Origin of the sequence: Iodobacter arcticus (genome assembly GCF_042664895.1) — a bacterium.
GTDB lineage: Bacteria > Pseudomonadota > Gammaproteobacteria > Burkholderiales > Chitinibacteraceae > Iodobacter > Iodobacter arcticus.
The window spans coordinates 137,219-160,305 of sequence record NZ_JBHTBQ010000011.1; the positions used below are offsets into that span (position 1 = coordinate 137,219).

Annotated in this window: 22 protein-coding genes; 3 read left to right on the forward strand and 19 right to left on the reverse strand. The window is 45.7% G+C overall.

Features of this window, described 5'->3' with window-relative positions; all coding sequences use genetic code 11:
* Positions 1-113 precede the first annotated feature (113 nt).
* From ACFQNF_RS06855 to ACFQNF_RS06900, 10 genes are all read right to left on the reverse strand, one after another.
* On the reverse strand, positions 114-1,838 hold the full coding sequence (locus ACFQNF_RS06855; RefSeq protein ID WP_380187176.1) for an ABC transporter ATP-binding protein: 1,725 nt from the start codon (positions 1,836-1,838) through the stop codon (positions 114-116).
* A gap of 11 nt (positions 1,839-1,849) precedes the next feature.
* Complete coding sequence (locus ACFQNF_RS06860) at positions 1,850-2,911, reverse strand: ABC transporter permease (protein WP_380187178.1); 1,062 nt, start codon at positions 2,909-2,911, stop codon at positions 1,850-1,852.
* A gap of 13 nt (positions 2,912-2,924) precedes the next feature.
* Entirely contained in the window at positions 2,925-3,863 is a 939-nt protein-coding gene (locus ACFQNF_RS06865; protein WP_380187180.1) for an ABC transporter permease, read from the reverse strand.
* Between the two features lie 25 nt (positions 3,864-3,888).
* On the reverse strand, positions 3,889-5,673 hold the full coding sequence (locus tag ACFQNF_RS06870; protein ID WP_380187182.1) for an ABC transporter substrate-binding protein: 1,785 nt from the start codon (positions 5,671-5,673) through the stop codon (positions 3,889-3,891).
* 99 nt (positions 5,674-5,772) lie between these two features.
* Positions 5,773-7,758 carry a M3 family metallopeptidase gene (locus ACFQNF_RS06875; protein WP_380187184.1) on the reverse strand — a complete coding sequence of 662 codons (1,986 nt, stop codon included), beginning with the start codon at positions 7,756-7,758 and terminating at the stop codon, positions 5,773-5,775.
* Positions 7,759-7,930: 172 nt separating this feature from the next.
* Positions 7,931-8,350 (reverse strand): ExbD/TolR family protein, encoded by a 420-nt coding sequence (locus ACFQNF_RS06880; RefSeq protein ID WP_380187186.1) that lies wholly within the window; start codon positions 8,348-8,350, stop codon positions 7,931-7,933.
* Between the two features lie 97 nt (positions 8,351-8,447).
* Positions 8,448-8,834, reverse strand: a complete 387-nt coding sequence (locus ACFQNF_RS06885; RefSeq protein WP_380187187.1) for an ExbD/TolR family protein — start codon at positions 8,832-8,834, stop codon at positions 8,448-8,450.
* A gap of 53 nt (positions 8,835-8,887) precedes the next feature.
* A complete protein-coding gene (locus ACFQNF_RS06890) occupies positions 8,888-9,625 on the reverse strand; it encodes a MotA/TolQ/ExbB proton channel family protein (protein WP_046353214.1) in 738 nt (245 codons plus the stop codon).
* Between the two features lie 36 nt (positions 9,626-9,661).
* A complete protein-coding gene (locus ACFQNF_RS06895) occupies positions 9,662-10,312 on the reverse strand; it encodes a hypothetical protein (protein ID WP_380187189.1) in 651 nt (216 codons plus the stop codon).
* A 379-nt stretch (positions 10,313-10,691) separates the two neighbouring features.
* Positions 10,692-13,193, reverse strand: a complete 2,502-nt coding sequence (locus ACFQNF_RS06900) for a TonB-dependent receptor plug domain-containing protein (RefSeq protein WP_380187190.1) — start codon at positions 13,191-13,193, stop codon at positions 10,692-10,694.
* A 793-nt stretch (positions 13,194-13,986) separates the two neighbouring features.
* Here ACFQNF_RS06900 and ACFQNF_RS06905 point away from each other — a divergent pair.
* Positions 13,987-14,682 carry a crotonase/enoyl-CoA hydratase family protein gene (locus tag ACFQNF_RS06905; protein WP_380187191.1) on the forward strand — a complete coding sequence of 232 codons (696 nt, stop codon included), beginning with the start codon at positions 13,987-13,989 and terminating at the stop codon, positions 14,680-14,682.
* A gap of 159 nt (positions 14,683-14,841) precedes the next feature.
* On the opposite strand, the gene ACFQNF_RS06910 is transcribed toward ACFQNF_RS06905, so the two are convergent.
* The 3 genes from ACFQNF_RS06910 to ACFQNF_RS06920 all read right to left on the reverse strand — a co-directional run bounded on the left by ACFQNF_RS06910 (position 14,842) and on the right by ACFQNF_RS06920 (position 16,360).
* Complete coding sequence (locus tag ACFQNF_RS06910) at positions 14,842-15,312, reverse strand: WbuC family cupin fold metalloprotein (RefSeq protein WP_380187193.1); 471 nt, start codon at positions 15,310-15,312, stop codon at positions 14,842-14,844.
* Between the two features lie 4 nt (positions 15,313-15,316).
* Positions 15,317-15,547 carry an RNA-binding S4 domain-containing protein gene (locus tag ACFQNF_RS06915; RefSeq protein ID WP_046353219.1) on the reverse strand — a complete coding sequence of 77 codons (231 nt, stop codon included), beginning with the start codon at positions 15,545-15,547 and terminating at the stop codon, positions 15,317-15,319.
* Positions 15,548-15,619: 72 nt separating this feature from the next.
* On the reverse strand, positions 15,620-16,360 hold the full coding sequence (locus tag ACFQNF_RS06920) for a spermine/spermidine synthase domain-containing protein (RefSeq protein WP_380187195.1): 741 nt from the start codon (positions 16,358-16,360) through the stop codon (positions 15,620-15,622).
* 6 nt (positions 16,361-16,366) lie between these two features.
* Here ACFQNF_RS06920 and ACFQNF_RS06925 point away from each other — a divergent pair, with 6 nt between their 5' ends.
* Positions 16,367-16,648 carry a GIY-YIG nuclease family protein gene (locus tag ACFQNF_RS06925; protein ID WP_380187196.1) on the forward strand — a complete coding sequence of 94 codons (282 nt, stop codon included), beginning with the start codon at positions 16,367-16,369 and terminating at the stop codon, positions 16,646-16,648.
* Positions 16,649-16,686: 38 nt separating this feature from the next.
* On the opposite strand, the gene ACFQNF_RS06930 is transcribed toward ACFQNF_RS06925, so the two are convergent.
* The 6 genes from ACFQNF_RS06930 to cysM form a co-directional block, all read right to left on the reverse strand.
* Positions 16,687-17,028 carry a LiaF transmembrane domain-containing protein gene (locus ACFQNF_RS06930; RefSeq protein WP_380187198.1) on the reverse strand — a complete coding sequence of 114 codons (342 nt, stop codon included), beginning with the start codon at positions 17,026-17,028 and terminating at the stop codon, positions 16,687-16,689.
* Between the two features lie 40 nt (positions 17,029-17,068).
* Positions 17,069-18,271 carry a tryptophan--tRNA ligase gene (locus ACFQNF_RS06935; RefSeq protein ID WP_380187199.1) on the reverse strand — a complete coding sequence of 401 codons (1,203 nt, stop codon included), beginning with the start codon at positions 18,269-18,271 and terminating at the stop codon, positions 17,069-17,071.
* A 55-nt stretch (positions 18,272-18,326) separates the two neighbouring features.
* Positions 18,327-18,968, reverse strand: a complete 642-nt coding sequence (locus ACFQNF_RS06940) for a site-2 protease family protein (RefSeq protein ID WP_380187200.1) — start codon at positions 18,966-18,968, stop codon at positions 18,327-18,329.
* A 124-nt stretch (positions 18,969-19,092) separates the two neighbouring features.
* Positions 19,093-19,716 (reverse strand): L-threonylcarbamoyladenylate synthase, encoded by a 624-nt coding sequence (locus ACFQNF_RS06945; RefSeq protein ID WP_380187202.1) that lies wholly within the window; start codon positions 19,714-19,716, stop codon positions 19,093-19,095.
* A 3-nt stretch (positions 19,717-19,719) separates the two neighbouring features.
* Complete coding sequence (locus ACFQNF_RS06950) at positions 19,720-20,589, reverse strand: 3',5'-nucleoside bisphosphate phosphatase (protein WP_380187204.1); 870 nt, start codon at positions 20,587-20,589, stop codon at positions 19,720-19,722.
* Between the two features lie 89 nt (positions 20,590-20,678).
* Positions 20,679-21,557 (reverse strand): cysteine synthase CysM, encoded by an 879-nt coding sequence (cysM, locus tag ACFQNF_RS06955; RefSeq protein ID WP_380187205.1) that lies wholly within the window; start codon positions 21,555-21,557, stop codon positions 20,679-20,681.
* A 138-nt stretch (positions 21,558-21,695) separates the two neighbouring features.
* Here cysM and ACFQNF_RS06960 point away from each other — a divergent pair, with 138 nt between their 5' ends.
* The gene (locus ACFQNF_RS06960; protein ID WP_380187206.1) at positions 21,696-23,054 is read left to right on the forward strand and encodes a sodium-dependent transporter; all 1,359 of its coding nucleotides are present in this window, start codon (positions 21,696-21,698) and stop codon (positions 23,052-23,054) included.
* Positions 23,055-23,087: the final 33 nt, after the last annotated feature.

Here is a 23,087-nt window from a genome sequence, read left to right on the forward strand (position 1 = left end):
TTAGACCATATCCGCCCTCTCACCCATGACACATATTCAAATCGCCCCACCTCTCTCTGCAAAAAAAAACCGTCCAGACTTTCTGTCTGAACGGCTGATACTTAAAAACCAGCTTATAAAGTGACTAAATCACTTTTTAGATACTGCTGATTCTGCACACGGCCACGGCCTTGCGGAATAGACGAAAGAAGCTTGCGGGTGTAATCAGCAGTAGGATTAAGATAAATAGCATCCGCATCAGCCTGCTCAACCACTTCGCCCTTATTCATCACCATCACCTGATCTGAAATATGCTTAACCACCGCCAAATCATGTGAAATAAACAAGTAGGACATTTTGAACTCATCTTGTAAATCTTGCAGCAGATTCAATACCTGCGCTTGCACCGATACATCCAGGGCCGATACTGACTCATCACAAATCAGAATTTCTGGCTTCATGGTTAAGCAACGTGCAATGGCAATTCGCTGACGCTGACCTCCTGAAAACTCATGCGGGTATTTAGCTAGCGCATTCCACGGCAGGCATACTTTATTCAGCAAATCGCGCGCTAACTTAATGCGCTCGCTATCATTTGCGCCAATGCCATGCAACTTCATTGGCTCAGTCAGAATTTGCTCAACCGTAAAGCGCGGATTTAAAGACGCATAAGGATTCTGGAAAATAATCTGAATACGACGTTTGTATTCATTAAATTCACGCGGGCTCATGGCAAATAAATCTTTGCCATTAAAAAAGGCTTGGCCGCTAGTGGCCTGATGCAAGCGCACCAAGGTTAAGCCTACCGTGGTCTTGCCCGATCCCGACTCGCCCACAATGCCCAGCGTCTTGCCACGCGCCAACTTAAACGACACATCTTTGGCCGCGTGGAATACCCGCTTACCAAATAGGCCTTCACGCGATTCAAACGATTTACCGAGGCCTTTCACCTCCAGCACAATCTCGTCATCGGCCTTATAGCCGCGCTCACGATTGGCAGGCTCGGCATAACCACCCGGCTTTAAAAAGTCGTCAATCACAGCAAGGCGCTCTGGGCGGCGATCCAAGTGCGGGCGGCAAGCCAGCAGCGCCTTGGTGTAGCTGTCTTTAGGCGAATCAAAAATCTGCTCTACCGTACCCGCTTCACGGATTTCACCATCACGCATCACCACCACATCATGGGCAAATTCACCGACCAAACCCAGATCATGAGTAATAAACAGCACAGACATGCCGTGCTTTTTTTGCAGATCGGCAATCAATTGCAAAATTTGCTTTTGGATGGTGACGTCCAGCGCCGTAGTTGGCTCGTCCGCAATCAACAGCTTTGGCTCGCAAGCAATCGCCATAGCGATCATCACGCGCTGCTGCTGGCCACCCGACAATTCATGCGGGTAGCTCTTTGCTTTTTTCTCTGGATCAGGCAAGCCCACTTCAGTGAGCAGCTCAATCACGCGTTTGCCCGCTTCTCGGCGGCCAAGCTTTGCATGCAGCATCAGCGTTTCAGCAATTTGCTCGCCCACGCTAAACACGGGATTTAATGAGCTCATTGGCTCTTGAAAAATCATGGCAATATCTTTGCCGCGTAGCTGGCGCAGTTCTCTACCACGCATATCCAATAGACTTCGGCCTTCAAATTCAATCTTGCTCTGCGGATCAATCTCTAAACCTGATGTCGGCAAGAGCTGCATAATCGCCATAGAGGTCACAGATTTACCAGAGCCAGACTCACCCACCAGTGCAACAGTGCGATGGCGTGGAATATCAAAGCTAATATTTTTCAGCACTTGAGTCCGCTCGCCTTGTTTTGAACCAAAGCTGAGCGAAAGATTACGAATAGACAATAGTGGGGCTGACATATCCCTGCTCCTTATTTAACTTTTGGATCCAGCGCATCGCGCAGGGCATCAACCAACAAACTAAACGCCGTAACCAATACCGACATCACCAAGGTAACAGCCAGCATTTGCCACCAGTAGCCTTGAACCAACTCAGCAGGTGTTTCTGCAAGAATAGAACCCAAGCTCACTTGCCCAACTCCCACCCCAAAACCTAAGAAAGAAAGAATCGCCTCGTATTTAATCAGCGCTACAGTCAGCAAGGAGAATTGAATCAGCAATAAATGGCTGATATTAGGCAAGATATGCACAAACATTCGACGAGCGTGGCTTGCGCCAATTGCGTCTGCTGCTTGAACATATTCACGGTTTTTGAGCTTCATATATTCAGCCCGAACCAGACGATAAGTCCCTGTCCAAGCGGTCAGCGCCATTACAAGGACAATGGTGGAAATACCTCGTCCAGCGACTGCCGCAAAGGCCAGCAATAAAAGCATATCGGGAACCGAAGTAAATACGCTGTAAAACCACGTCAGTACATCATCAACCTTACCGCCGAAATAGCCAGATAAAGCCCCAAATACAGTACCCAGCGTCAAAGCAAGCAATGCCCCTGAAATACCCACTAAAACCGAAACAGAAGCCCCTTTAATTACTTTTTGAATCACATCACGGCCACGCGTATCGGCACCAAAAAACAAAGATTTCAGCTTTTCTGGATCCTGCACAAAATACTTAGGCGCTTCACGTTTTGCCTCCGCAAGCTCTTTGGCAATCGGATCATCTTCGGCCTGCAAATAAACCGGCTTTTCTGTTGTGCCAGCTAACTCTGCCAGCTCTTCTGGTGTGGCTGGCGGTAAAACATCATCCGCAGTCTGCGCCAGCCATGAAGGAGGTGCATAGGGAACAGCCCTCTCCTCTGCCCAATTGCTCACCAACAAATTGCACCAGCCCCCCACAGACAGCAGCAGATACACAGCCACAATCCAGAAAGAAACAAAACCAACTTTATTACGCTTAAGCCTTTGCCATCCTTGCCCCCAAAAACCGAGTGAAGGAATAAGCTCATTATTATTTAATACGGTGGCAGTCATTTTAGTTTCCCGTTTATTTTAGTTGCACACGTGGATCGATAAGTTTGTAAACCAGATCCGCCAGCAAGTTAAAAATCATAGTCGCGATGGCGATATAAACTGTAATCGCCTTAATCACAGGGAAATCACTGCTATTTACCGATTTCACAACCTGTAAGCCCATGCCGGGAATACTAAAAAATGTTTCCAGAACCAAAGCGCCTAATAGTAAATAAGGCAAAGATGACAATACCGATGTAACAACCGGAATTAAAGCATTACGCAATACATGCTTCATCATCACGGTGCGCTCTGATAGGCCTTTTGCTCTAGCCGTGCGCACATAATCATTACCAATTTCATCGACAAAGAAACTACGATAAAAGCGGATATTCGGCCCTAAAGAAACCATTAAGCCCATCAATAATGGCAAAGGCACATAAAGCAATAAATTGGTTAGCGTAGAATCGCTCCAGCCACGCACAGGAAATAGCTCCATTTTATAAGCTAATAAGTACTGCCCCCCCACGGCATAAACCAAAGCACTTACAGACATTGCAACGGTACAAATAATCGTCAAAATACGATCTGTCATACCACCACGGTAATAAGCCACGGTAGCGGCCAGAGGAATTGCAATTAATAGATCAACAAATAACAATGACCCCATCAGCAACATAGATGGGCCAACACGGCTGGCAATCAGTTCGTTCACAGGGCGCTCTGTAGCCCATGAGGAACCAAAATCCATTGTTGCTACTTGCTTTACAAACAACCAGAACTGCTCAGGCAAAGTTTTATCTAAGCCCAGCTGGCTACGGATATTCGCCAGCGTTTCACTCCCCAGATTCTTGCCAGCAAGAATATAGGAAGGATCGCCACCCACCACGTTAAATAAAATAAAAACCAGCAACATCACCCCAAATAAAGTAGGGATCATTTGCAAAATACGGCGTATCAAATAGGAGAGCATGTCGATTCCTTCGTTTAATCAGGGCTTATTTCTGGATATCAAGATAACGCCAGAGGCTACCTAATTGCGGATGCATCTTCACACCCTTTACCCAGTTGTGATACACGCCATTTCTAATTCGAGTATCTGAGAAAATAATCGGCGCATCAGCAGCTACGATTTTATTCATTTTCTGATAAAGCGCTTCACGCTCTGGACCGTCTGCCATGCTTTCAGTCTTGGCATACATTGCATCATACTTTTCGGATTTGTAGCAGGCATTATTGGTTTGCCCAATATTTTTACCTGCCAGCAATTGCATAAAGTTGCTGCCATCCGGGAAATCTGCGCCCCACGCCGAGCCATTAATCATATATTGGCATTCATTCATCGCTTTTAATGTTTCATTAAAAGGAACCGCCTTAAATTTCACTTTAATTTTAATTCGGTCAAAAGCCTTCTTCCAGTATTCATCCCACTGCCGGCCAATTGCACCTTCATTTGACATAAAATCAATCAGCAGCGGATGCCCACCGGGCAAAGTACGATAGCCATCTCCACCAATTTTATAATTAAACCGCTCTAATAATGCATTAGCCAGCGCCGGGTTGTACTCGGAAGCCAGTTTATATTCCGGGCGATGCCCCACAACGCCATCAGGTATTAAATATTGCATGCGAATAGCCTGATTTCGGCGAATATCTCGGATTGATTCATTAAAATCAAATGCCATACCGATCGCACGACGCAAAGCAATTTTTTCCTTGCTATACCCTCCAACCACAGGATCTTGCATATTAAAGTGGAAGTAAGTCACTTCAGGGGATAATTTTCGCTTTAACTCAATGCCCTGTTCTTTTAATTTTGATTTTAATTCTGCACGTAAAGGATTATTTGGATCCATGACCAAAGCCTGTCTGGTAACAGGCTGAGGCAGGCTCGGGTTTTCAGTTAAAAGGTCAATTTCTCCACCTTTAAAAGCCAGCCAGGTCGGCTGCTCTTCAGTAATCACAGAGATTTCAATACGGCCAATTTGCGGAACAGTTTTACCATTCATTTCACGTGCAATTTGCTGGTCTTCTTTATTATTGCCAGGCTGGTAATTGAATACTTCTTTACGGAAATGAGGATTTACAACCAGAGAAGTATGTACACTCGGCTTCCAGTCTTTCAGCATATATGGGCCTGTGCCCACCGGATGAGCATGGGTATCACTGCCGTAAGCTTCAATCACTTCACGCGCAACAGCACCAAACTGTGGCATAGCTAAAACATAAGGCAGGCTAGGATAAGCTTCAGTTGTTGTTAATTGTAGAGTATATCGATCCAATACCCGAATGCCCTCAATGGGCGTGTCGTAATCTAGGTGACCTTTATTTGCTTTTTTAACTAAACCATCAATACCAATAAATTTGCCAGATACCAAATAAGCCTGCGGCGATCTTAATTGCGGATCGACCATACGTTTGATCGAATAAGCATAATCTTCGGCGGTTAATTCACGCTTCTTGCCTTTAAATGCAGCGTCGGGAGCAAAGAAAATCCCTTTTTTCAAATGAAATGTAAAGGTCTGATTATCTTCGCTAACCACTGGCATCGCGGTCAGAACATTAGGAATAAGCTTGGCTGGGCGAGCAAGATAATCATAAGTTAAGAGAGGATCAAACAAATGCTCGTAAACCATATTGCCATAGGCGTCTGATGTTTTTGCCGGGTCATAACCCGATTCAGGCGCATTAAATGCCACCCGCAATACCTTATTCATATCCGCCGCTAACACTGGCTGGCTAAATAGCGCCCCCGCTATGGCGATGCTTAATAGTTTTTTCATCACCGTCTCCTCTTCATCTCTTTAACAATACAATGGCGAATCGATCCATCTTTTGAATAGAAACATTCACCCTTATCTAAATAAATAGCCAGATGGATATTATTGCTTAGCCGTCTTGGTAGGTACGCCACGCTGGCCAGTAATTTCTTGAAAGAAGGCATCGGCATTAGGCTTGCGGCCAATAAATTCTTCAACTAATTCCATCGCCGGGCGCTGACCGCCATTTTCTAAAATCAGTTCGCGATAACGCTTGCCCTGCTTTACGTCCATCACATTACTACCGTAAGCCGACAACATATCCAGCGCTAGAACTTCAGACCACATATAGCCGTAATACCCTGCCGCATAGCCGCCCACAATATGGCCGAAGGTGCCGGGGAATTCTGTACCCGCTACATAACCCAGCGGCGTATTACCTTCCATGGTCTGCCATACCGCCTGTGGATCACCTGCATCCGCAGCGGCTAAAGCCATATCGTAAGCAGAGTACAGGCCTTGACGGGCGTATTTGAGGCCACGGCCAAAGCGGCGAGCATCATCCATTTTGGCGATCAGCTTAGGATCAATCGGTTTGCAGCTTGAGCAGGTATCGTTAAACAACGCGCCCGCTTCTGGGCGACGCGCCCATTCTTCAAACATTTGCGAAGGTGCTTCCACAAAATCACGTTTCACCGAAGTACCCGCCTGCATGGTGTAACGCGTTTTCGACAATACGCCGTGCATGATGTGGCCAAATTCGTGGTAAAGCGTTTCTAATTCATCCTGATTAAAACCTTCGCGGCTGAAATTGGTGACTAAAACGCTAACTGGTGTTTGCCCGCCCACGGTGCTTACACCGCGCACAGGAAAAGCCGCCGCATGCTTGTATTTGCCATCACGCGGGAAGAGATCTAGGTAAAAACTAGAGAGGTATTTTTTGCTGCTGCGATCAAATACATCGTAAGCGCGTACATCTTTATGCCATGCTTTTAATTTGGCATTCGGGCGGAAATCAACGCCATACAGTGTGCCGGTGACATTCATCATCCAGGCAATGGTCGGCTCGGTAGGAAATTGCTCACGCACTTGTTTTTGATCGAGCTGGTAGCGGCTGGCTTTAAGCTGCTCTTCATAAAACTGCACATCCCAGCGCTTTAACACGCTATCGGCCTTGCCGGTAAAGCGGGCTTTTTCTTGGCGCAGCTCTTCGATATCTGATTTTTCTAAAGTGGCAACACGGGCTTGCACATCAGCGAGGAAGGTCTTGACCGCTTCTGGCGTAGCGGCCATTTTATTGCGAATGGCAAACGCGGCATAACTTGGGTAGCCGGTTAATTGGGCAATTTTTTTTCTTAATTCAACCACTTCTTTTAGAATTTGCAAATTGGCCGCGCCGCCAATTTTCATTCTGCCGGTGTAATAGCGCTCACGCGTGGCTTCATTTTCTGCATAGCCCATTACAGCATCAATTTCGGGATAGTCAAATCCCAACACATAGAGACCTGCTGCATCTTTTTTGGCGGTGGCTAAAAAGCTAGCAGAAACGCCTTTTAATTCTGCGGCAGTAAAACTCATTCTGGCTTGGTTATCCCGCATATTGCGCGAGAAATCTTGTTGTAGCTTTTCTATTTTATTAAAAATAGCCGCTAATTCTGTGCGTTTTTCTTTGGGTAAATTAACGCCGCGATCTTCAAAATTACTCAGCAAATCAGCACGTGCCTCAGCATCAATGGCATCTTTTGGCTTTAAAGCTTTAAACCGGCTATACAAAGCTTCGCTTTGCAAAACATCACTGATAAGTGCAGACATTTTTAAATTGCATGCATCTGCTGCCGTACGCACTGGCGCAGATGGGCTTACTTCAGATAATAAACCTGCTGGCCCGCCAAAGTAATCCAAACCCTGATTGATTCTATTCCATTCACCCAGTGTATTTGCCGCATTCACTTTAGCCAGTGGCAATTTTTCTAATGCAGCAATTTTTATTTTTGCTTGGGAAATCGTTTGCTGACACTGGCGTGCTATATCGGCAGCATCAGGCAAAAGCAATGCGCCACCCTGCGCTGCAAATAGCGGTGCAGAAGAAAACAATACGGCGAGGCTCATGGCTATTTTTTTCAATTTATTCCCCAGCAAAGGTTAATTGGATGGTTATTGGCAATTATTTTTAATCGGCAGACGTAGCAAAACTGGCACACGCAAACGCCTGCTGCCATTCAGTTTTATCTATCTTTTTGAGTAAAACAGGATAGCTGGGCGAAAGCCGCCCAGCTTTAAATTACTGCATAAATTGTTCGTGACCCACAATACCGATCTTCTTTACTCCCAGCCGCTGCGAGCTAGCTAAGACCATTGCAACCGCTTCATAATTTGCGTCTTTATCAGGGCGAATATGAAACTCAGGCTGTACCGCTCTTTGTGAAGCCTCAGATAAGTTTTTTTCTAATGCAGCACGATCAGCCAAAGGAACACCAGCCCAAGAAATGACATTGTTGCTACCAATATCAATCTGAACGACTTCCGGCTTTTCCGTTACGTTAGAAGGCGAATTAACAGGCATATCCAATTTTACGGCATGCGTTTGAATTGGGATGGTGATAATCAGCATAATCAACAAAACCAACATCACGTCAATCAATGGCGTGGTATTGATTTCCATCATCATATCATCGTCATTACCACCGACTTGCATTCCCATAATCGTTCTCCACAGCGTATTTGCTGTCTAAAGAGTCAGTGAATCGGGCCAGCGATTTCAGTGAAATAAACCGTGGCCCAACCCTTACACACAGCCATTAATTTCTAGCAGGAGGCTCGGTAATAAAAGCGATTTTTACAATTCCCGCCCTTTGTACTGCCAAAACAATCCGCCCTACCGAGCTGTATTTAGAAGACATATCGCCGCGAATATGGACTTCCGGTTGCGGATCCATTTTTGCAACTTTCACCAAGCGAGCCAGTAATTCTTCATCTGACTTCACCGGGCTGATATTCCAAAAAATATTGCTCTTATCATCCACGCCCAAAATAATATTCTCAGGCTTGGTTTGCGTCGGAAGATTGACTTCTTTTGGCAGTGTTAATTGAATCGTTTGCGTTACAACTGGAATAGTGATCAAAAAGATAATAAGCAAAACCAACATCACATCCACTAATGGTGTGGTATTGATCGCTGAGATCACATCATCCTCTTGGCTAGATGCCCTTTGTCCTGGCCGCAAGTAGCTCATAATGATTACTTAGGTGTGCTAAGCAAATTGGTGTGCAAGCGAGCAGCTACGGTGTGAACCATTTCTACTACCAACTTGTTACGACGCACCAGCCAGTTGTAACCCAACACTGCAGGTACAGCTACAGCCAAACCAATTGCCGTCATAATCAAGGATTCACCCACTGGGCCAGCCACTTTATCGATCGATGCCTGGCCAGAAATACCAATCGCTGTCAGCGCGTGGTAAATACCCCAAACAGTACCAAACAGACCAACAAAAGGTGCAGTAGAGCCCACAGTTGCAATCACCGACATACCTGCTTGCATCTGGCTACTTGCATTAGCAGCCGCATCGTAAGTTGCCATTGAAACCCAAGTATTCAGATCAACGTTTTTGCTTAATTCACCGTGATGCTCGCTTGCCGCATTAGCGCCAGCATGAGCCACGGAGCTGTAAATACCGTCGTCTTTCAATACTTTAGTTTTTGCCAGCAGCTCAGGACCGCGCTCTTTAAGCAACTCACGGCCTAATTTAATCAGGCGGCGCTGATCCAGAATTTTAACGATCGCTACATACCAAGTTGCAGCAGACATCGTCAGCAAAATAACTAAAGTACCTTTAGCAACGATATCGCCCTGAGCCCACAGCGCTTCAAGCCCATAAGGGTTTGCAACAGCAACCGTGGAATTCGCCAATACTGGCAGTGCACATGCTGCAGCCGCGGCTGCAAGCATAAAGAATTGGCGGGAGAACTTGGCCATGATTTAGATACTCCATAAAAAAAGTGAGGGGCTTAGTTATTCTGTATCAAGCTTAAAAGAAAGCTCTTGCTCAAAAATCGTATCAGGCTTGCAGCTATTGCCTTGTAAAGACTGCTTTGCTGCTTGTAAAAACTGACTACGGAAAGAAGGCGGGATTCCACTTGAAAACTTAGAGCTGATAATTTCGCTCAGTTTCCCATCAGCATTTGTTTTGTAAACAAGAGTAACTACGCCACTGATGTCTTCACTCAAAGCCTTACGAGGGAACTCCAAACCACCAAATTTACTACAATTACCGGCCGTAGAAATCGGGCCCGCTGGGGCTGCCACAGGAGCAGCTGTCGCCTGAGGTACAGCCGGAGCAGAAGGCGCTTTAACTTCCGAAGTTGCCTGAACCGTATTTGTCGACTGGGTAGTCGGTGCAACGATAGGAGGTGGAACATAAGCGGGTTGTTGCTGCGGAGGTGGAGGAGCGGTGTCCTTAATCACTTTCTCAATCTTTGGTGGCGGTGGTGGCGGTGGTGGCGGCTCACTGATCACAGCCACTTCAACTTTTTGCTGAATGACTTTTACCAAGTTCTTGCCCAAGCCGGTAAGAAGCGCATAGGCTACGAGCACATGCAAGGCAGCCACTCCAGCCAAGCCCACGGCACGACGATCACGTGCGTTCTGGCCAAAAGCTTCCACGATGCTCTCCTTTAGATAATTTACAAAATGACTTAATCAAATAATTAAGCGGCTGCATGACTAAGATACGCTAGTCATTTAAAAATTTTTACTAGGGTTTACTCTAATTCAGCCAATATAATTTCAAAAAAACCAGCAAGAATAAATACTTGGTGGGGTAATTAATAAATATTAGTGAATAAAAAAACCACTCGTTTTTTTCTAATTTTTAGACACAAATAAATTAACGGATACTAGAAAATAAGAATAACCACTAACCTATCGCATAGTAAACATAAAAGATAAACACTCAAAAAATGAATAGTTATATCGTTATACTGCTCAATAAAACGAGCAGCTAAAACCTGTGAGGGGATCCCCTCACAGGAAATACAACTTTTTAGAACGAGTACTTAGCACCTAAAGTAAAGAAACGGCCTCGCGCACTATAAATTGGTGCATAACCTGGGTACTGGAATGTTGTCCCAATGTTAGAGAATGGAGGTTCAGCATCTAACGCATTTTTTACCGTAAAATCAAGCTTTAACCCTTTAAAACCGGTGTAGCTAAGGTTAAGGTCAACCTCGGTAAAACCATCAACGCGTTTAGTATCAGGATCGTAATTCGCTTTATCATCAACACTAACTTTTGAATCTTTAAAGCCAGCAGTGGAACGAATAGCAGCGCCACCCGACCAGCCTGATTTTTCAATATCGACCCGGAATGTATTGCGCCAAATTGGGGTAGGAGTGCCATTAATCATTACATCCAGCCCATCCTCCATATCTCCTGCTGCATTTGTAGATTTGCTATACAGATAGTAAGAGTTACTATTTGAGAAAGTAACCGTAGCAATTTCCAGTGGCAGGCGTACTCTTAAATCAGTATCAATACCAGATGATTCAAACTTACCGCGATTCAGCAATTGTTTGAACACAACAGGTTGTTTATCCCGAACAAACCACTGACCTGCAAGCAATGCCTCTGATTCTGTTGGTGTAGTGATAACATCGTCTTTTTTCATTAACCACCAATCAAGACTACCGCTAAACACACCCACATCGACTACTGCACCGAAATTAAATGAATTACCAATTTCAGGCTTTAAATTAGCATTTCCTTTGGTTTGCGTATAGCCACTAACATTACAACCAGCAGGCTTATTTATATATTTACAATCGCCATCAGAAAATTTATATGCACCTTCCGACGGGTTTTCGCTAATTTGCTTAAGCGAAGGCATACGGAAACTCTCAGAGAACGAAGACCGGAACATCAGTTCAGGAATAGGCTGAAAACGAACCGCCAAACGTGGGGATACATGTGACTCTGACTCATACTGATCGTAACGAGCTGCAGCTTGGAATTCTAGCGCCTTGGTAACCGGAATCGCTAGTTCAGCAAACAATCCTTTTCCTGTACGAGAAACATCTGTAGCCGCTTGTTTAATAGAGCCCTTCACCAAGCCTGCCTGAGTTAATAAATCAGGCGTATCAACCAATGACTCCTTAACCAGACTCACACCAACAGCAAATGCAACTGCCCCACCATCTAAAACAATGCCTGTCTCGCCACTAACCTTGGCATTCAGGAAAGATTGTTTATTTTCAGCTTCACGCAGTGGGCTCACCTTAATGCTATCAACTAACGCTTGATCATTAGTCGTTACTGTGGCGTCAATCTTGTCCTTATTTTGCTTATACTTCACTGCATGCAAATAGTTGCTATCTTGATTAGTTGATTTACTTACACCATATCCAGCAGAAACACTCCAGTCAAAGCCCCCAGTGCTTCCATCCAAACCAGCGGTCAATTGAGATAACGTAGACTCACGATCCGTTGTACGTGGACCAGCCTGCATAAATCGACCCAAGTATTCTTTGCCATCTTTAGTTAAAAATATATCGGGAACGGGATGAGCTTCAAAATGGTCTGTTGACTTAGAATAGAAACCCTGAACCATTGCCGTAATATTGTCAGTAACTTTTACGCTACCTTGCAACATTCCACCAACTCGATCCGCGGCATTGTTAATCGTTAGTAATGATGCCAGAGGATCGTACTTACACCCTTTTCCAACTTGCGATTCTGCTGGGCAGCCTGCCTTAACCGTCCCGATAATATCGCCATCATCATTCAATAGGTTACCGTAGGGCGAATAATCACTACGGTCGTCTGATCCACCAAAACGCCTAAAATCATTAGACTTGGTCATATCCCTATCTTTTGCGTAGATTGCTTCACGCTTCAACACATCAAACGTAGCTAAAACATTGAACCCTTGCTCATTCAGATCACCATATCCCCCCGTCATACCAAAGGTTTTTTCAGTACCATCTCCGCGACTGGACTGCCCTAAGCCACCGCGGATTTCACCACCCTGATAATTTTTCTTGGTAATAAAGTTTACAACACCCGCAACAGCGTCTGAACCATAGATAGCAGAACCGCCGTCCTTTAATACTTCTACACGCTCAATAGCAGACAAAGGAATCATATTAATATCTACCGCAGCACCTGCACCACTTACATCAGTGAATGCAGCAGTAGGAATACGACGACCATTCATCAAAACCAATACATCAGTTTCATTCAAGCCGCGCATTTTGATGTTTGAAGCGCCAGAGCTTGTAGGAGAGTTGGCTTTTTGATCACCATAATCAAAAAAATCAACTGCTGTAATGTTCTTTACCAACTCTTGGACGGTAGTGGCACCCGTTTTTTCAATCGCTTTGCGATTGACAGTTTCTACAGCTGTTGCACCTTCTTTCTTAACACGCTTAATACTCGACCCAGTTACCTCAACGCGCTCAACTTTATTTACTTTTTCTTCTGCCTGAGCACTGATTGTTGCACCGGCACCGATTAAAGCGATCGCAACCGCTAGTTGTTTCATCCGCATGAAAGCCCCCTGATTTTTAGACTTACAAATACTCACCTTAAAAGTGAGATTCCTCGCTCTGCTTGCCGCTGTCTTTGTGTCCGCGGCTTTCGCTAAGTAAAAATTACCATAGGTGAATGTTGTAAATGTAACGATATGTAACCAAAACAAGGGACGGATGGCTGTGGTTTTAAATGTTTGTTTTTTGTTTTGTTTTGATGCAAATCAAGAAATGATCAGCAAGCTAGGGATACTCCTAACTTGAGTCGCTTACAGGCAAACTTCTGTTTTTTCATTATTTTTTACAATAAAAATAGCAATAAGATAAAATACTTATTTTAATATAATCAACAAGATAGAAACAAATCTTTCACTAACCCAATTAATAATCAGCAAATTATCGAAGCATATTGTAAGCAAAATAAGTAGCAACCACTTATCAATAAGTGAGTGAAGCTCTATAATTGAAAGAAATTACAAGCATTTTTATGCTTTCTTTATGCTCTAGCTTGTACTATTAATACGTTTTCCCCAATGAAAACGGGGTGAAAATACTCAACAATTTGTAGTTTTCAGCCACAATTTATTTATCTGCCATTACCTGCCTAACATTACAAATGAGTGATATCTACCACACTATTTACATGGTGCACCGCAGCATAAAAAAATATGAAATACTCAGGTAATCACTTTGTGCAGCCGCATAAAGTACGCCGAAATCAAACGATAGACTGATGCAAGCGGGCTAGCCCTACTTTACCGACTCAGATGGAATCGTTAAGGTCTAGTCCACTCCTTTTTGCAGAGCAAAATTATGAATTCACTTGTTAATTACCAATATAACGATGGCATTGCCACTTTAACGCTGGCCAATGGCAAAGTTAATGCTATTTCTATGGCTGTTATTGATGCTTTTAACCAAGCTTTGGATCAGGCCGAGCAAGATCAGGCGGTGGTTTTAATCACCGCAGGCGCGGGCGTTTTATCTGCAGGTTACGATTTGAAGGTAATGACTTCAGGCTTAGATCATGCCATTCCGCTCGTCACCGCTGGCTCCACGCTTAGCCGCCGACTATTGTCACACCCTTATCCAGTGATCGTGGCTTGCCCGGGCCATGCTATTGCAAAAGGCGCATTTCTCTTGCTCTCTGCGGATTACCGCATCGGGGTGGCCGGGCCGTTTAGTATTGGATTAAATGAGGTGCAAATTGGCATGACCATGCCTTACACGGGCATAGAGATCGCACGCAATCGCTTAAGCCCGGCGGCATTTCAACGCTCGGTGGTCAATGGGGAGATGTTTAATCCGGAAAACGCTTTAGCCGCCGGATTTTTAGACTTACTGGTAGAACCGGAAGCGCTGGCCAGCAGCGCGCAGGCCATCGCAGAATCACTTAAAAAAATCAGCATGAAAGCGCACAAAAACACCAAGCTTAAAGTGCGCAAAGAGCTGCTTGCCTCACTGGATACAGCGATAGAGCTAGATAAAACAACGCTCAGCTTAGATTAAAACCTGCCTAGGGTCTTTTGCCTTGTTCACCCCCAAAACTGCAGTCAGCGCAGCCGTGAATGAAACGTCAACAGACCCTAGCCATTACAGCTTACTAAACAAGACTTCGTGACCTGCAAACTATCTTGTTGCAGGTCTACTGTAAGCTCACATTACCTATCAACCAGGCCAGCGCTCACCCACTTGAGCATTGGCATACCAGGCCAGTAAATCAGCAACACGTGCCTCGCCCTGAGGGCCCCATGGTGCGAAGTCTTCCTCGGCAATCGGCCTATACGGGCCATGCTTTACTTCAAAGATCACCCCGCCTGCATCAAGAGAAAGCACTGCATGCCACACGCCGGCGGCTGTTTCCAGTACGGCGCTTTCTTCACCCAAGATACGGCGCTCGATCACATAGCCTGCTTCATCAAAATTCAGCACCACAAACCGCCCTGCCAAGGGATAAAGCAGCTCCCATGTATGCGGATGGCGGTGCGGGCGAACCAGTGTATCTGGCTCCATTGCTATGGCCAGCCGCTGAATCGGATCGCTTAATTCGGCGTGTAAATTAAGATTTGCACGGCGGCGTGGCGAAGCATGAGCCTGCCCTGCTAATTGCGTGACATCAAGTGAAGAAATTTGCTTCATATCATTATTCTGCCGCTACAGCCACAACACGGATCAGCACTGCATCACCCACCTGCACCACTTGTCCGGCGCGGATTTTGCACGCTTTACGCAGCTCTTGCTGTCCATCCACCTGCACAGCGCCTGAGGCCACAATTTGCTTGCCTTCACCGCCGGAAGTCGCCACTTGGGTGATTTTCAGCAGATTATGCAACTCGATAAATTCATTACTGAGTTCAACTTCAAATTCTTGCATTGCTTTATCTCTTGTTAATACTTCAATAAAGGCGGGATCATACCAGCTTATAGTCAAAGCGAAAAATCACGACTAATAAGGCAGGCCCGCACGTAAACGCCGCACAATACCTTGTAAATCCACATGATGCTGAGATTCTAATCTGGAAGCTAAAAACAATAATTTGATCCAGTTTATTTTAAAATTTTCATCGTTACTGGCAAATACAATCACGTTATAGCTATGAAATGCACGACAAAACCATACCCGGCCATTAAATACCCGCTTTAATCGCTCTATATAAATATTAAGCTGCGGATCAGTGCCCCACAAATTAATCACCAATACACCTTGCTCGGATAAAGCCATGCGGCAATGATCGTAATAAGATTCAGTGGCTAATACTGCGGGCAAACCTTCTTCATCATAAGCATCGAGCATAATCACATCTGCTTCAGCCAAACCTTGAGTGATATAATCTACGGCATCGGTTTGAATAATCGTAAATCGTTCATTATCACGAGGGATTAAAAACTCATCACGAAGCGCAATCACGTTTTCACTAATTTCTAATGTGCTTACTTTGCAATCAGGCAGGTAGCGATAGCAATACTTAGGCAAAGAACCTCCGCCCAAGCCCACAATCAACACATGCTTTGGCGCTGGATTAAATAGCAAAAAGCCCATCATGGTTTGCGAATAACCCAAAGCCAGTGAATAGGGATCATCTAAACTCATTGCACTTTGTATTGAATGGCTATCAAAGCGCAGGGATTTATGGCCATCTTCCACAGTAAGATAGAGTGATTTTTCAAGAGATTCAGAAAAGGTCATTGCAATATGCCTAAAGAACGAGCAAGCCCCCACAAACTATGGTTTTTATACCTGATCGAATGTCAGGATAATTCCATCTATACTGGCATTACCGTCAATGTGGAAAAACGCTATGCTGCACATGTAAAAGGAAAAGGTGCACGCTATACGCGAATCCGCCCACCCATTAAATTATTAGCCGTTATTGAGTTTAGCGACCGCGCAAGCGCAGCCAGCACCGAATACACCATCAAACAATGGACACCATTGCAAAAACGCGAATTTGCCGGCAAACATCCTATTGTTTAATCTTTATTTACAAACAAGCCAGAATTTTTCCCTGTTGTTTAATCCTGCTCTGGCTCAATCCGCTCCGCAATATGCCGGGATCTGGCTAACAGCATCAAGATGCCTGCTAAAACCATCAGTGCTGGAATAGAAAGTTTCAATCCAATGGCATGATAGTCTTTCAAATAAATAGCAAAACCCGTGGCAATCAGCATCGGTGCGGTCACCACGCTGGATTTATTAAGCCCCTCAACAGCCAGCACCGCAATTCCTGCCCCAATTAAGCCCAAAATAATCAACGTACTTATTTGCGGCATCAACTGTAGCTCGTTCACCAACCAGCCGCCGCCAATCGCAATTAAAACTATGGGCAATACCGCACTCCGTTTTTGTTCCAACATAAGCCCTAACCTTTATTTAAACCCATCATTTAACAATGCCTTAGCTATACACTAGGCCCATCGCTTCCCGTACATCCCGCATCGTGTCGCGAGCCAAATCTCTGGCGCGCTCACAGCCATCCGCCACAATGCTTTTTACTAATGTAAGGTCTTCCAAATAAGGCTGGGCACGCTCCAGCATGGGTTTTTGTTCTGCCAAGATGCCATCAATTACCGGCTGCTTACATTCAAGGCAGCCGATACCTGCGCTCTTACAGCCTTCCACCACCCATTTCTGAAGAAGAGCATCTGAGTAAACCTGATGCAGCTTCCACACTGGGCAGCGCTCCGGATCCCCCGCATCAGCACGGCGGGCACGAGCCGGATCAGTCGGCATTTGCTTAATCTTTTTCACTACAGAATCAGCCGTTTCACGCAAATTAATGGTGTTGCCATACGATTTAGACATTTTCTGCCCATCTAAGCCGGCTAAACGCGGTGCATCCGTCAGCAAGGGCTGAGCCTCTGGCAAAATCATTTTACCGCCACCTTCCAGATACCCAAATAAGCGCTCTCTGTCACCATGGCTTAGATTTTGCGTTTCTTGCAATAGAGAACGAGCCGCTTCCAAGGCCTCAACATCGCCATCCTGCTGATACCGGGTGCGTAAACCATCGTATAACTTGCCCTTTTTCCCGCCAATTTTCTTGATAGCCGCTTCGGCTTTCTCTGCAAAACCTAATTCTTTGCCAAATACATGATTAAAGCGGCGCGCCACTTCCCGCGTAATTTCGATATGCGGCACTTGGTCTTCACCCACAGGCACCAAATTACTGCGGTAAAGCAAGATATCTGCCGCTTGCAGCATCGGATAGCCCAAGAAACCAAAGGTATCCAAATCTTTATGGCTTAGCTTTTCAATTTGATCTTTATAACTGGGTACTCGCTCCAGCCAGGAAAGCGGAGTAATCATCGATAATAAAAGTTGAAGCTCCGCATGTTCTGGCACGCGACTTTGAATAAAAATGGTGGCTTGTGCGGGATCAACACCCGCGGCAATCCAGTCAATCACCATATCCCAGACATTTTTTTCAATCACCGCCACATCATCATAATTGGTGGTGAGTGCATGCCAGTCAGCCACCATAAATAAACACGGGTACTCGCTTTGCAGCTGCACCCAATTCTTCAGCACACCATGATAATGGCCCAGATGCAGCTTGCCTGTAGGGCGCATACCAGAAAGAACACGATCGGGAAACATTGCAAATCCTTAGCCACAGAGCAGGTGGTTTATAAACACGCATCCACTTTACTAATCAGACAATAAAATGAATCAGGCGATAAGCCAAAGCAATAAACGGCGACATAATGCCGTTCAGCAGCCCCGTTGCCATCAGGCCGATTAATACAAATAAACCATAAGGCTCTACCAAAGCAAGCTTAGCGGCCAAATGATCGGGCAATACTGACATCAGCATGCGCCCGCCATCCAGTGGTGGCACAGGGATTAAATTCAGCACCATCAGCACCACATTAATGCTGATCCCTGCTTGTGACATATAGGCTAAGGGCAATTGAAAAGAGCTGCCATCCATGCCTTCTGCCAGTTTAAAGAAAAGGCCCCAGATAATCGCCATTATAAAATTAGCAGCTGGCCCTGCGGCGGACACCCACAACATATCCCGCTTAGGATGGTTTAAACGCCCAAAATCAACCGGCACAGGTTTAGCCCAGCCAAACAAAAAACCACCGGGCAGCATAAGAAAAATCAAGGGCAGTAAGATCGTACCAATTGGATCAATATGCTTTAGGGGATTAAACGTCACACGGCCTAATAAGTAAGCCGTTGGATCGCCCAATCTTTTCGCCGCATAGGCATGCGCCGCTTCATGTGCCGTAATAGCAAACAAGACCGGCAATGCCCAAACAGCAACTTTCTGAATCAGAGTCAATTCCATTCAATGCCCTTATTTATTAGAGATGTTGCAAAGCAATGCGCCTTACGCCATCAACGGCAACCTTAGCTCATGAGCGAACTGCATTCATGTCCAGCGGCTCGCCAAAAACTTCACTCACTCTTTTTTATAAACCCAAGGGAGCTAAGCTGCCTTTTCCGGTGCGTAATAGCTCGCTTTCATCGCCCGATAAATCCACGACAGTCGTTGGCTCCAAACCGCAATAGCCGCCTTCAATCACCAAATCAACCTCATGCTCTAGGCGATCTCGAATCTCCCAGGCATCGGTTAAAGGATCTTCATCACCTGGTAAAATTAAAGTAGACGATAAAATCGGCTCGCCTAATTCTTCCAGCATCGCCAAAGCAATCGGATGATCGGGCACACGTAAACCAATTGTGGATTTTTTAAGATTCCAGACACGGCGCGGTACTTCTTTAGTGGCTTCCAGAATAAAAGTATAGCTGCCAGGCGTGGTGGCTTTCAGAATACGATAAACACGGTTATCCACTTTAGCGTAAGTGCCAAGCTGCGATAAATCGCTGCAGACTAAAGTGAAGTGATGCTTATCATCCAGCTGGCGAATGCGTTTGATTCGCTCTAAGGCATCTTTGGAATCAAGCTTACAGCCAATGGCATAACAGGAATCCGTGGGGTAAACCACCACGCCGCCCTTACGAATAATATCAACCGCTTGTTTAATTAAACGTGCTTGTGGATTTTCTGCGTGAATCGAAAAAAACTGAGACATTATTTAACCTGCTGAAATTGAAGAGGACATCGTCTCTGGCGGCAGCCAGCGATGCCAAACGGGCATGCAATCCATAGGCAGATCGGGATTTAAACCAGGCTCGCGCGCGCCTTCGCCCGTTGCGTGATAATCCGTGCCACATGAGGCCAAAAAGCCAAATTCCTGCGCTAGCCGACCAAATCGCGCCGCATCAGGAATGCCGTGGCAGCCAGAAACCACTTCAATGGCTTCGCCACCAAGGCGTTTATATTCGGTGAGCAACACTCTGAGTGTTTCATTACCCATTTCATAACGCGCAGGGTGGGCCAGTACAGCAACACCGCCCGCGCCAGTAATCCATTCAATCGCCTCGTGCAATCTAGCCCATTCGTGCTCAACAAAACCGGGTTTGCCACGCACCAGATAGCGCTTAAACACCGTGCCCATATCTTTACACACGCCGGTTTTAACTAAATGACGGGCAAAGTGCGCACGGCTCAGGATTTCTGGATTATCCGCATACTGCCGAGCGCCTTCTAAGGTGCCATAAATACCCACCTTATCCAGCTCGGCCGCCATACGCTCGGCACGCTCACCACGGCCAGAGCGCACGCTGGCGAGCCCTGCCAGCAATGCTTCATTATTGCGATCAAAGCCAAGGCCAACGATATGCAAAATATGCTTGCCCCAGCTCACCGAAATTTCTACGCCATTAATAAACTTCATGCCTAATTGCTGGGCTTCGTCTTCCGCCTCGGCAAGGCCGCGCGTTTCATCATGATCGGTGAGCGCAAATAGCTGGCAGCCGCGATCAAACGCTTTACGCACCACTTCACGAGCAGGAAGCAGGCCATCGGAATGGTTTGAATGGCAATGTAGATCGACGGGGGTCATGCTTGTTCCTTGCTAATACAGCTAAATGATGACTTAAAAGTACGAAATTATATAACTTATAGCGCAAGGCTCTAAAGCCTGACTGAAATCTAAGCAGGAAATACGCCGGTCGAAAGATAGCGGTCTCCGCGATCACACACAATGGAAACAATCACTGCGTTTTCTACTTCTTGTGATAATTGCAAAGCCGCAGCCAAAGCACCACCCGATGAAATCCCTGCAAAAATGCCTTCTTCTCTCGCTAGGCGACGCGTGGTTTCTTCGGCAATGGCCTGATTAACTTCCATCATCCGATCTAATTTAGAAAAATCACAAATGGCAGGAACATATTCCACTGGCCATTTACGAATACCCGGTATTTGCGCGCCATCGCAAGGCTGCACACCGATGACTTGCACGGCTGGATTTTGCTGCTTTAAATAACGGCCCGTGCCCATAATCGTACCGGTCGTACCCATACTAGAAACAAAGTGGGTAATCAAACCCTGAGTGTCCTGCCAGATTTCTGGCCCTGTGCTTTCAAAATGCGCTAGCGGATTATCGCTATTGGCAAATTGATCCAGTACGATGCCCTGCCCTTTTTCCACCATTGTTTGCGCCAAATCACGCGCGCTTTCCATGCTTTCTTCCAAAATTACTTCCGCACCATAGGCTTTCATGCTTTGCACACGTTCAATACTGGCGCTCTTGGGCATGATTAAAACCATTCGATACCCCATCACGGCAGCGGCCATCGCCAAGGCAATACCTGTGTTTCCCGAAGTCGCTTCGATCAAAGTATCGCCTGTTTTTATATCTCCCCGTAGCGCTGCGTGCTGAATCATGGATAATGCGGGCCGGTCTTTAACAGATCCAGCAGGGTTGTTTCCTTCGAGCTTTACTAAAATAATATTACTGGTATGGCCAGGCATCCGTTTCAAACGCACTAAAGGCGTGTGGCCGATAAAGTCTTCTAGATACTTAAACATGCAGGGCTCCGCGTTATCTTAAGCCGATTATACCCGTGCAGCCCTAGCCACACTGAACAAGTAAGCTGAGCTAGACGTTAAAAGACGCCTTAAAAACTAAAACATTGTTAATTTGCTTTCAAGAACAGGAAATACATTATGAGCAGTTCATCCCGCGACGGCTTCACCTCTACCTTTGGTGTGCTGGTTGCCACCTTGGGCTCTGCCGTCGGCCTTGGTAATATCTGGAAATTTCCTTACCTGACAGGCACAAATGGTGGTGCAAGCTTTCTATTGGTTTATATCATTGCTACGCTTTTAGTTGGCTTACCCGTAATGATTACAGAAATCATGCTGGGCCGGGCATCCCGAGCTAATGCGATCACTACCTTTGAAAAGCTGGCTCCAAAAGGCCAAGGTGCCTGGCAATTGATTGGCTATATGGGCGTGGCAGCTGCTGTGCTTATTCTGGCCTTTTACACCGAAGTAGCCGGCTGGGTTTTTGCCTATATTTTTAAAGCGCTCTCTGGACAACTCGGCTCTACCGACCCCGCCCACACCAAGGCTGTATTCGGCGAATTGGTTGCCAATCCACAATCGGCTTTGATTTGGCAATGGATTGTACTAGCCTTTACTGGTGCCATTATTATGTGTGGCGTATCCAAAGGCATTGAAGCCGTTAGCAAAAAACTAATGCCGATATTGTTTTTACTACTCATTGCGCTTTGTATCCGCAGCCTGACTTTACCCGGTGCAATGCGCGGCCTTGAATTCCTATTTACCCCCGACTTTAGCAAAATCAATGCGACCGTTATTCTGACTGCAGTAGGGCTAGCTTTCTTCAAATTATCCATCGGTATGGGCACGATGCTCACTTACGGCAGCTATTTCCGTGCCGAGCAAAATATTCCACTCACTGCCACTCGTGTGATGTTTGCTGATTTAACCGTTTCCTTACTGGCTGGGATTGCGATTTTCCCTGCGGTCTTTGCCTTTGGTTTTGAACCTGCAGCTGGCCCATCGCTGGTGTTTATTACGATTCCAGCGGTATTTCACAGCATGCCAGGCGGCAGCATCTTTATGGCGCTGTTTTTTATTCTAACGGCCATCGCAGCCACTGGCGCGATTCTTTCGATTTTAGAAGTCCCTGTTGCCATGCTAATTGAGCGCTGCAATTGGAGCCGCAAAAAAGCCACAGCAATCAGCATTCTCACCATTGCCCTCTTTGGCTTGCCTGCTGCGCTATCGCAATCGCTTACCGCTAACTGGAAATTATTCGGTTTGAATGCTTTTGATTTATTTGACTATATCAGCTCAAATATTCTGATGCCGATAGGGGGCATTTTGATTTGCTTATTTGCAGGCTGGTCTTATGGATTACCTAAACTAAAAGAAGCACTGTCTAATGGCGGAACTTTAAATAATCCAATACTGATCAAAGTGCTATTTATTTTACTGCGCTATATTGCACCGCTTTTAATCGGCATTATTTTATTAAATGGCTTTGGTTTAATTTAAGCGCTATTTAGAAAAGCATCGTGGGCAGATCAT

Excerpts from the sequence above, each read along its gene's own strand:
- ACFQNF_RS06855 (WP_380187176.1), bottom strand. The coding sequence starts at position 1,838 with ATGTCAGCCCCACTATTGTCTATTCGTAATCTTTCGCTCAGCTTTGGT.
- ACFQNF_RS06860 (WP_380187178.1), bottom strand. The coding sequence starts at position 2,911 with ATGACTGCCACCGTATTAAATAATAATGAGCTTATTCCTTCACTCGGT.
- ACFQNF_RS06865 (WP_380187180.1), bottom strand. The coding sequence starts at position 3,863 with ATGCTCTCCTATTTGATACGCCGTATTTTGCAAATGATCCCTACTTTA.
- ACFQNF_RS06870 (WP_380187182.1), bottom strand. The coding sequence starts at position 5,673 with ATGAAAAAACTATTAAGCATCGCCATAGCGGGGGCGCTATTTAGCCAG.
- ACFQNF_RS06875 (WP_380187184.1), bottom strand. The coding sequence starts at position 7,758 with ATGAGCCTCGCCGTATTGTTTTCTTCTGCACCGCTATTTGCAGCGCAG.
- ACFQNF_RS06880 (WP_380187186.1), bottom strand. The coding sequence starts at position 8,350 with ATGGGAATGCAAGTCGGTGGTAATGACGATGATATGATGATGGAAATC.
- ACFQNF_RS06890 (WP_046353214.1), bottom strand. The coding sequence starts at position 9,625 with ATGGCCAAGTTCTCCCGCCAATTCTTTATGCTTGCAGCCGCGGCTGCA.
- ACFQNF_RS06900 (WP_380187190.1), bottom strand. The coding sequence starts at position 13,193 with ATGCGGATGAAACAACTAGCGGTTGCGATCGCTTTAATCGGTGCCGGT.
- ACFQNF_RS06905 (WP_380187191.1), top strand. The coding sequence starts at position 13,987 with ATGAATTCACTTGTTAATTACCAATATAACGATGGCATTGCCACTTTA.
- ACFQNF_RS06910 (WP_380187193.1), bottom strand. The coding sequence starts at position 15,312 with ATGAAGCAAATTTCTTCACTTGATGTCACGCAATTAGCAGGGCAGGCT.
- ACFQNF_RS06915 (WP_046353219.1), bottom strand. The coding sequence starts at position 15,547 with ATGCAAGAATTTGAAGTTGAACTCAGTAATGAATTTATCGAGTTGCAT.
- ACFQNF_RS06920 (WP_380187195.1), bottom strand. The coding sequence starts at position 16,360 with ATGACCTTTTCTGAATCTCTTGAAAAATCACTCTATCTTACTGTGGAA.
- ACFQNF_RS06925 (WP_380187196.1), top strand. The coding sequence starts at position 16,367 with ATGCCTAAAGAACGAGCAAGCCCCCACAAACTATGGTTTTTATACCTG.
- ACFQNF_RS06930 (WP_380187198.1), bottom strand. The coding sequence starts at position 17,028 with ATGTTGGAACAAAAACGGAGTGCGGTATTGCCCATAGTTTTAATTGCG.
- ACFQNF_RS06935 (WP_380187199.1), bottom strand. The coding sequence starts at position 18,271 with ATGTTTCCCGATCGTGTTCTTTCTGGTATGCGCCCTACAGGCAAGCTG.
- ACFQNF_RS06940 (WP_380187200.1), bottom strand. The coding sequence starts at position 18,968 with ATGGAATTGACTCTGATTCAGAAAGTTGCTGTTTGGGCATTGCCGGTC.
- ACFQNF_RS06945 (WP_380187202.1), bottom strand. The coding sequence starts at position 19,716 with ATGTCTCAGTTTTTTTCGATTCACGCAGAAAATCCACAAGCACGTTTA.
- ACFQNF_RS06950 (WP_380187204.1), bottom strand. The coding sequence starts at position 20,589 with ATGACCCCCGTCGATCTACATTGCCATTCAAACCATTCCGATGGCCTG.
- cysM (WP_380187205.1), bottom strand. The coding sequence starts at position 21,557 with ATGTTTAAGTATCTAGAAGACTTTATCGGCCACACGCCTTTAGTGCGT.
- ACFQNF_RS06960 (WP_380187206.1), top strand. The coding sequence starts at position 21,696 with ATGAGCAGTTCATCCCGCGACGGCTTCACCTCTACCTTTGGTGTGCTG.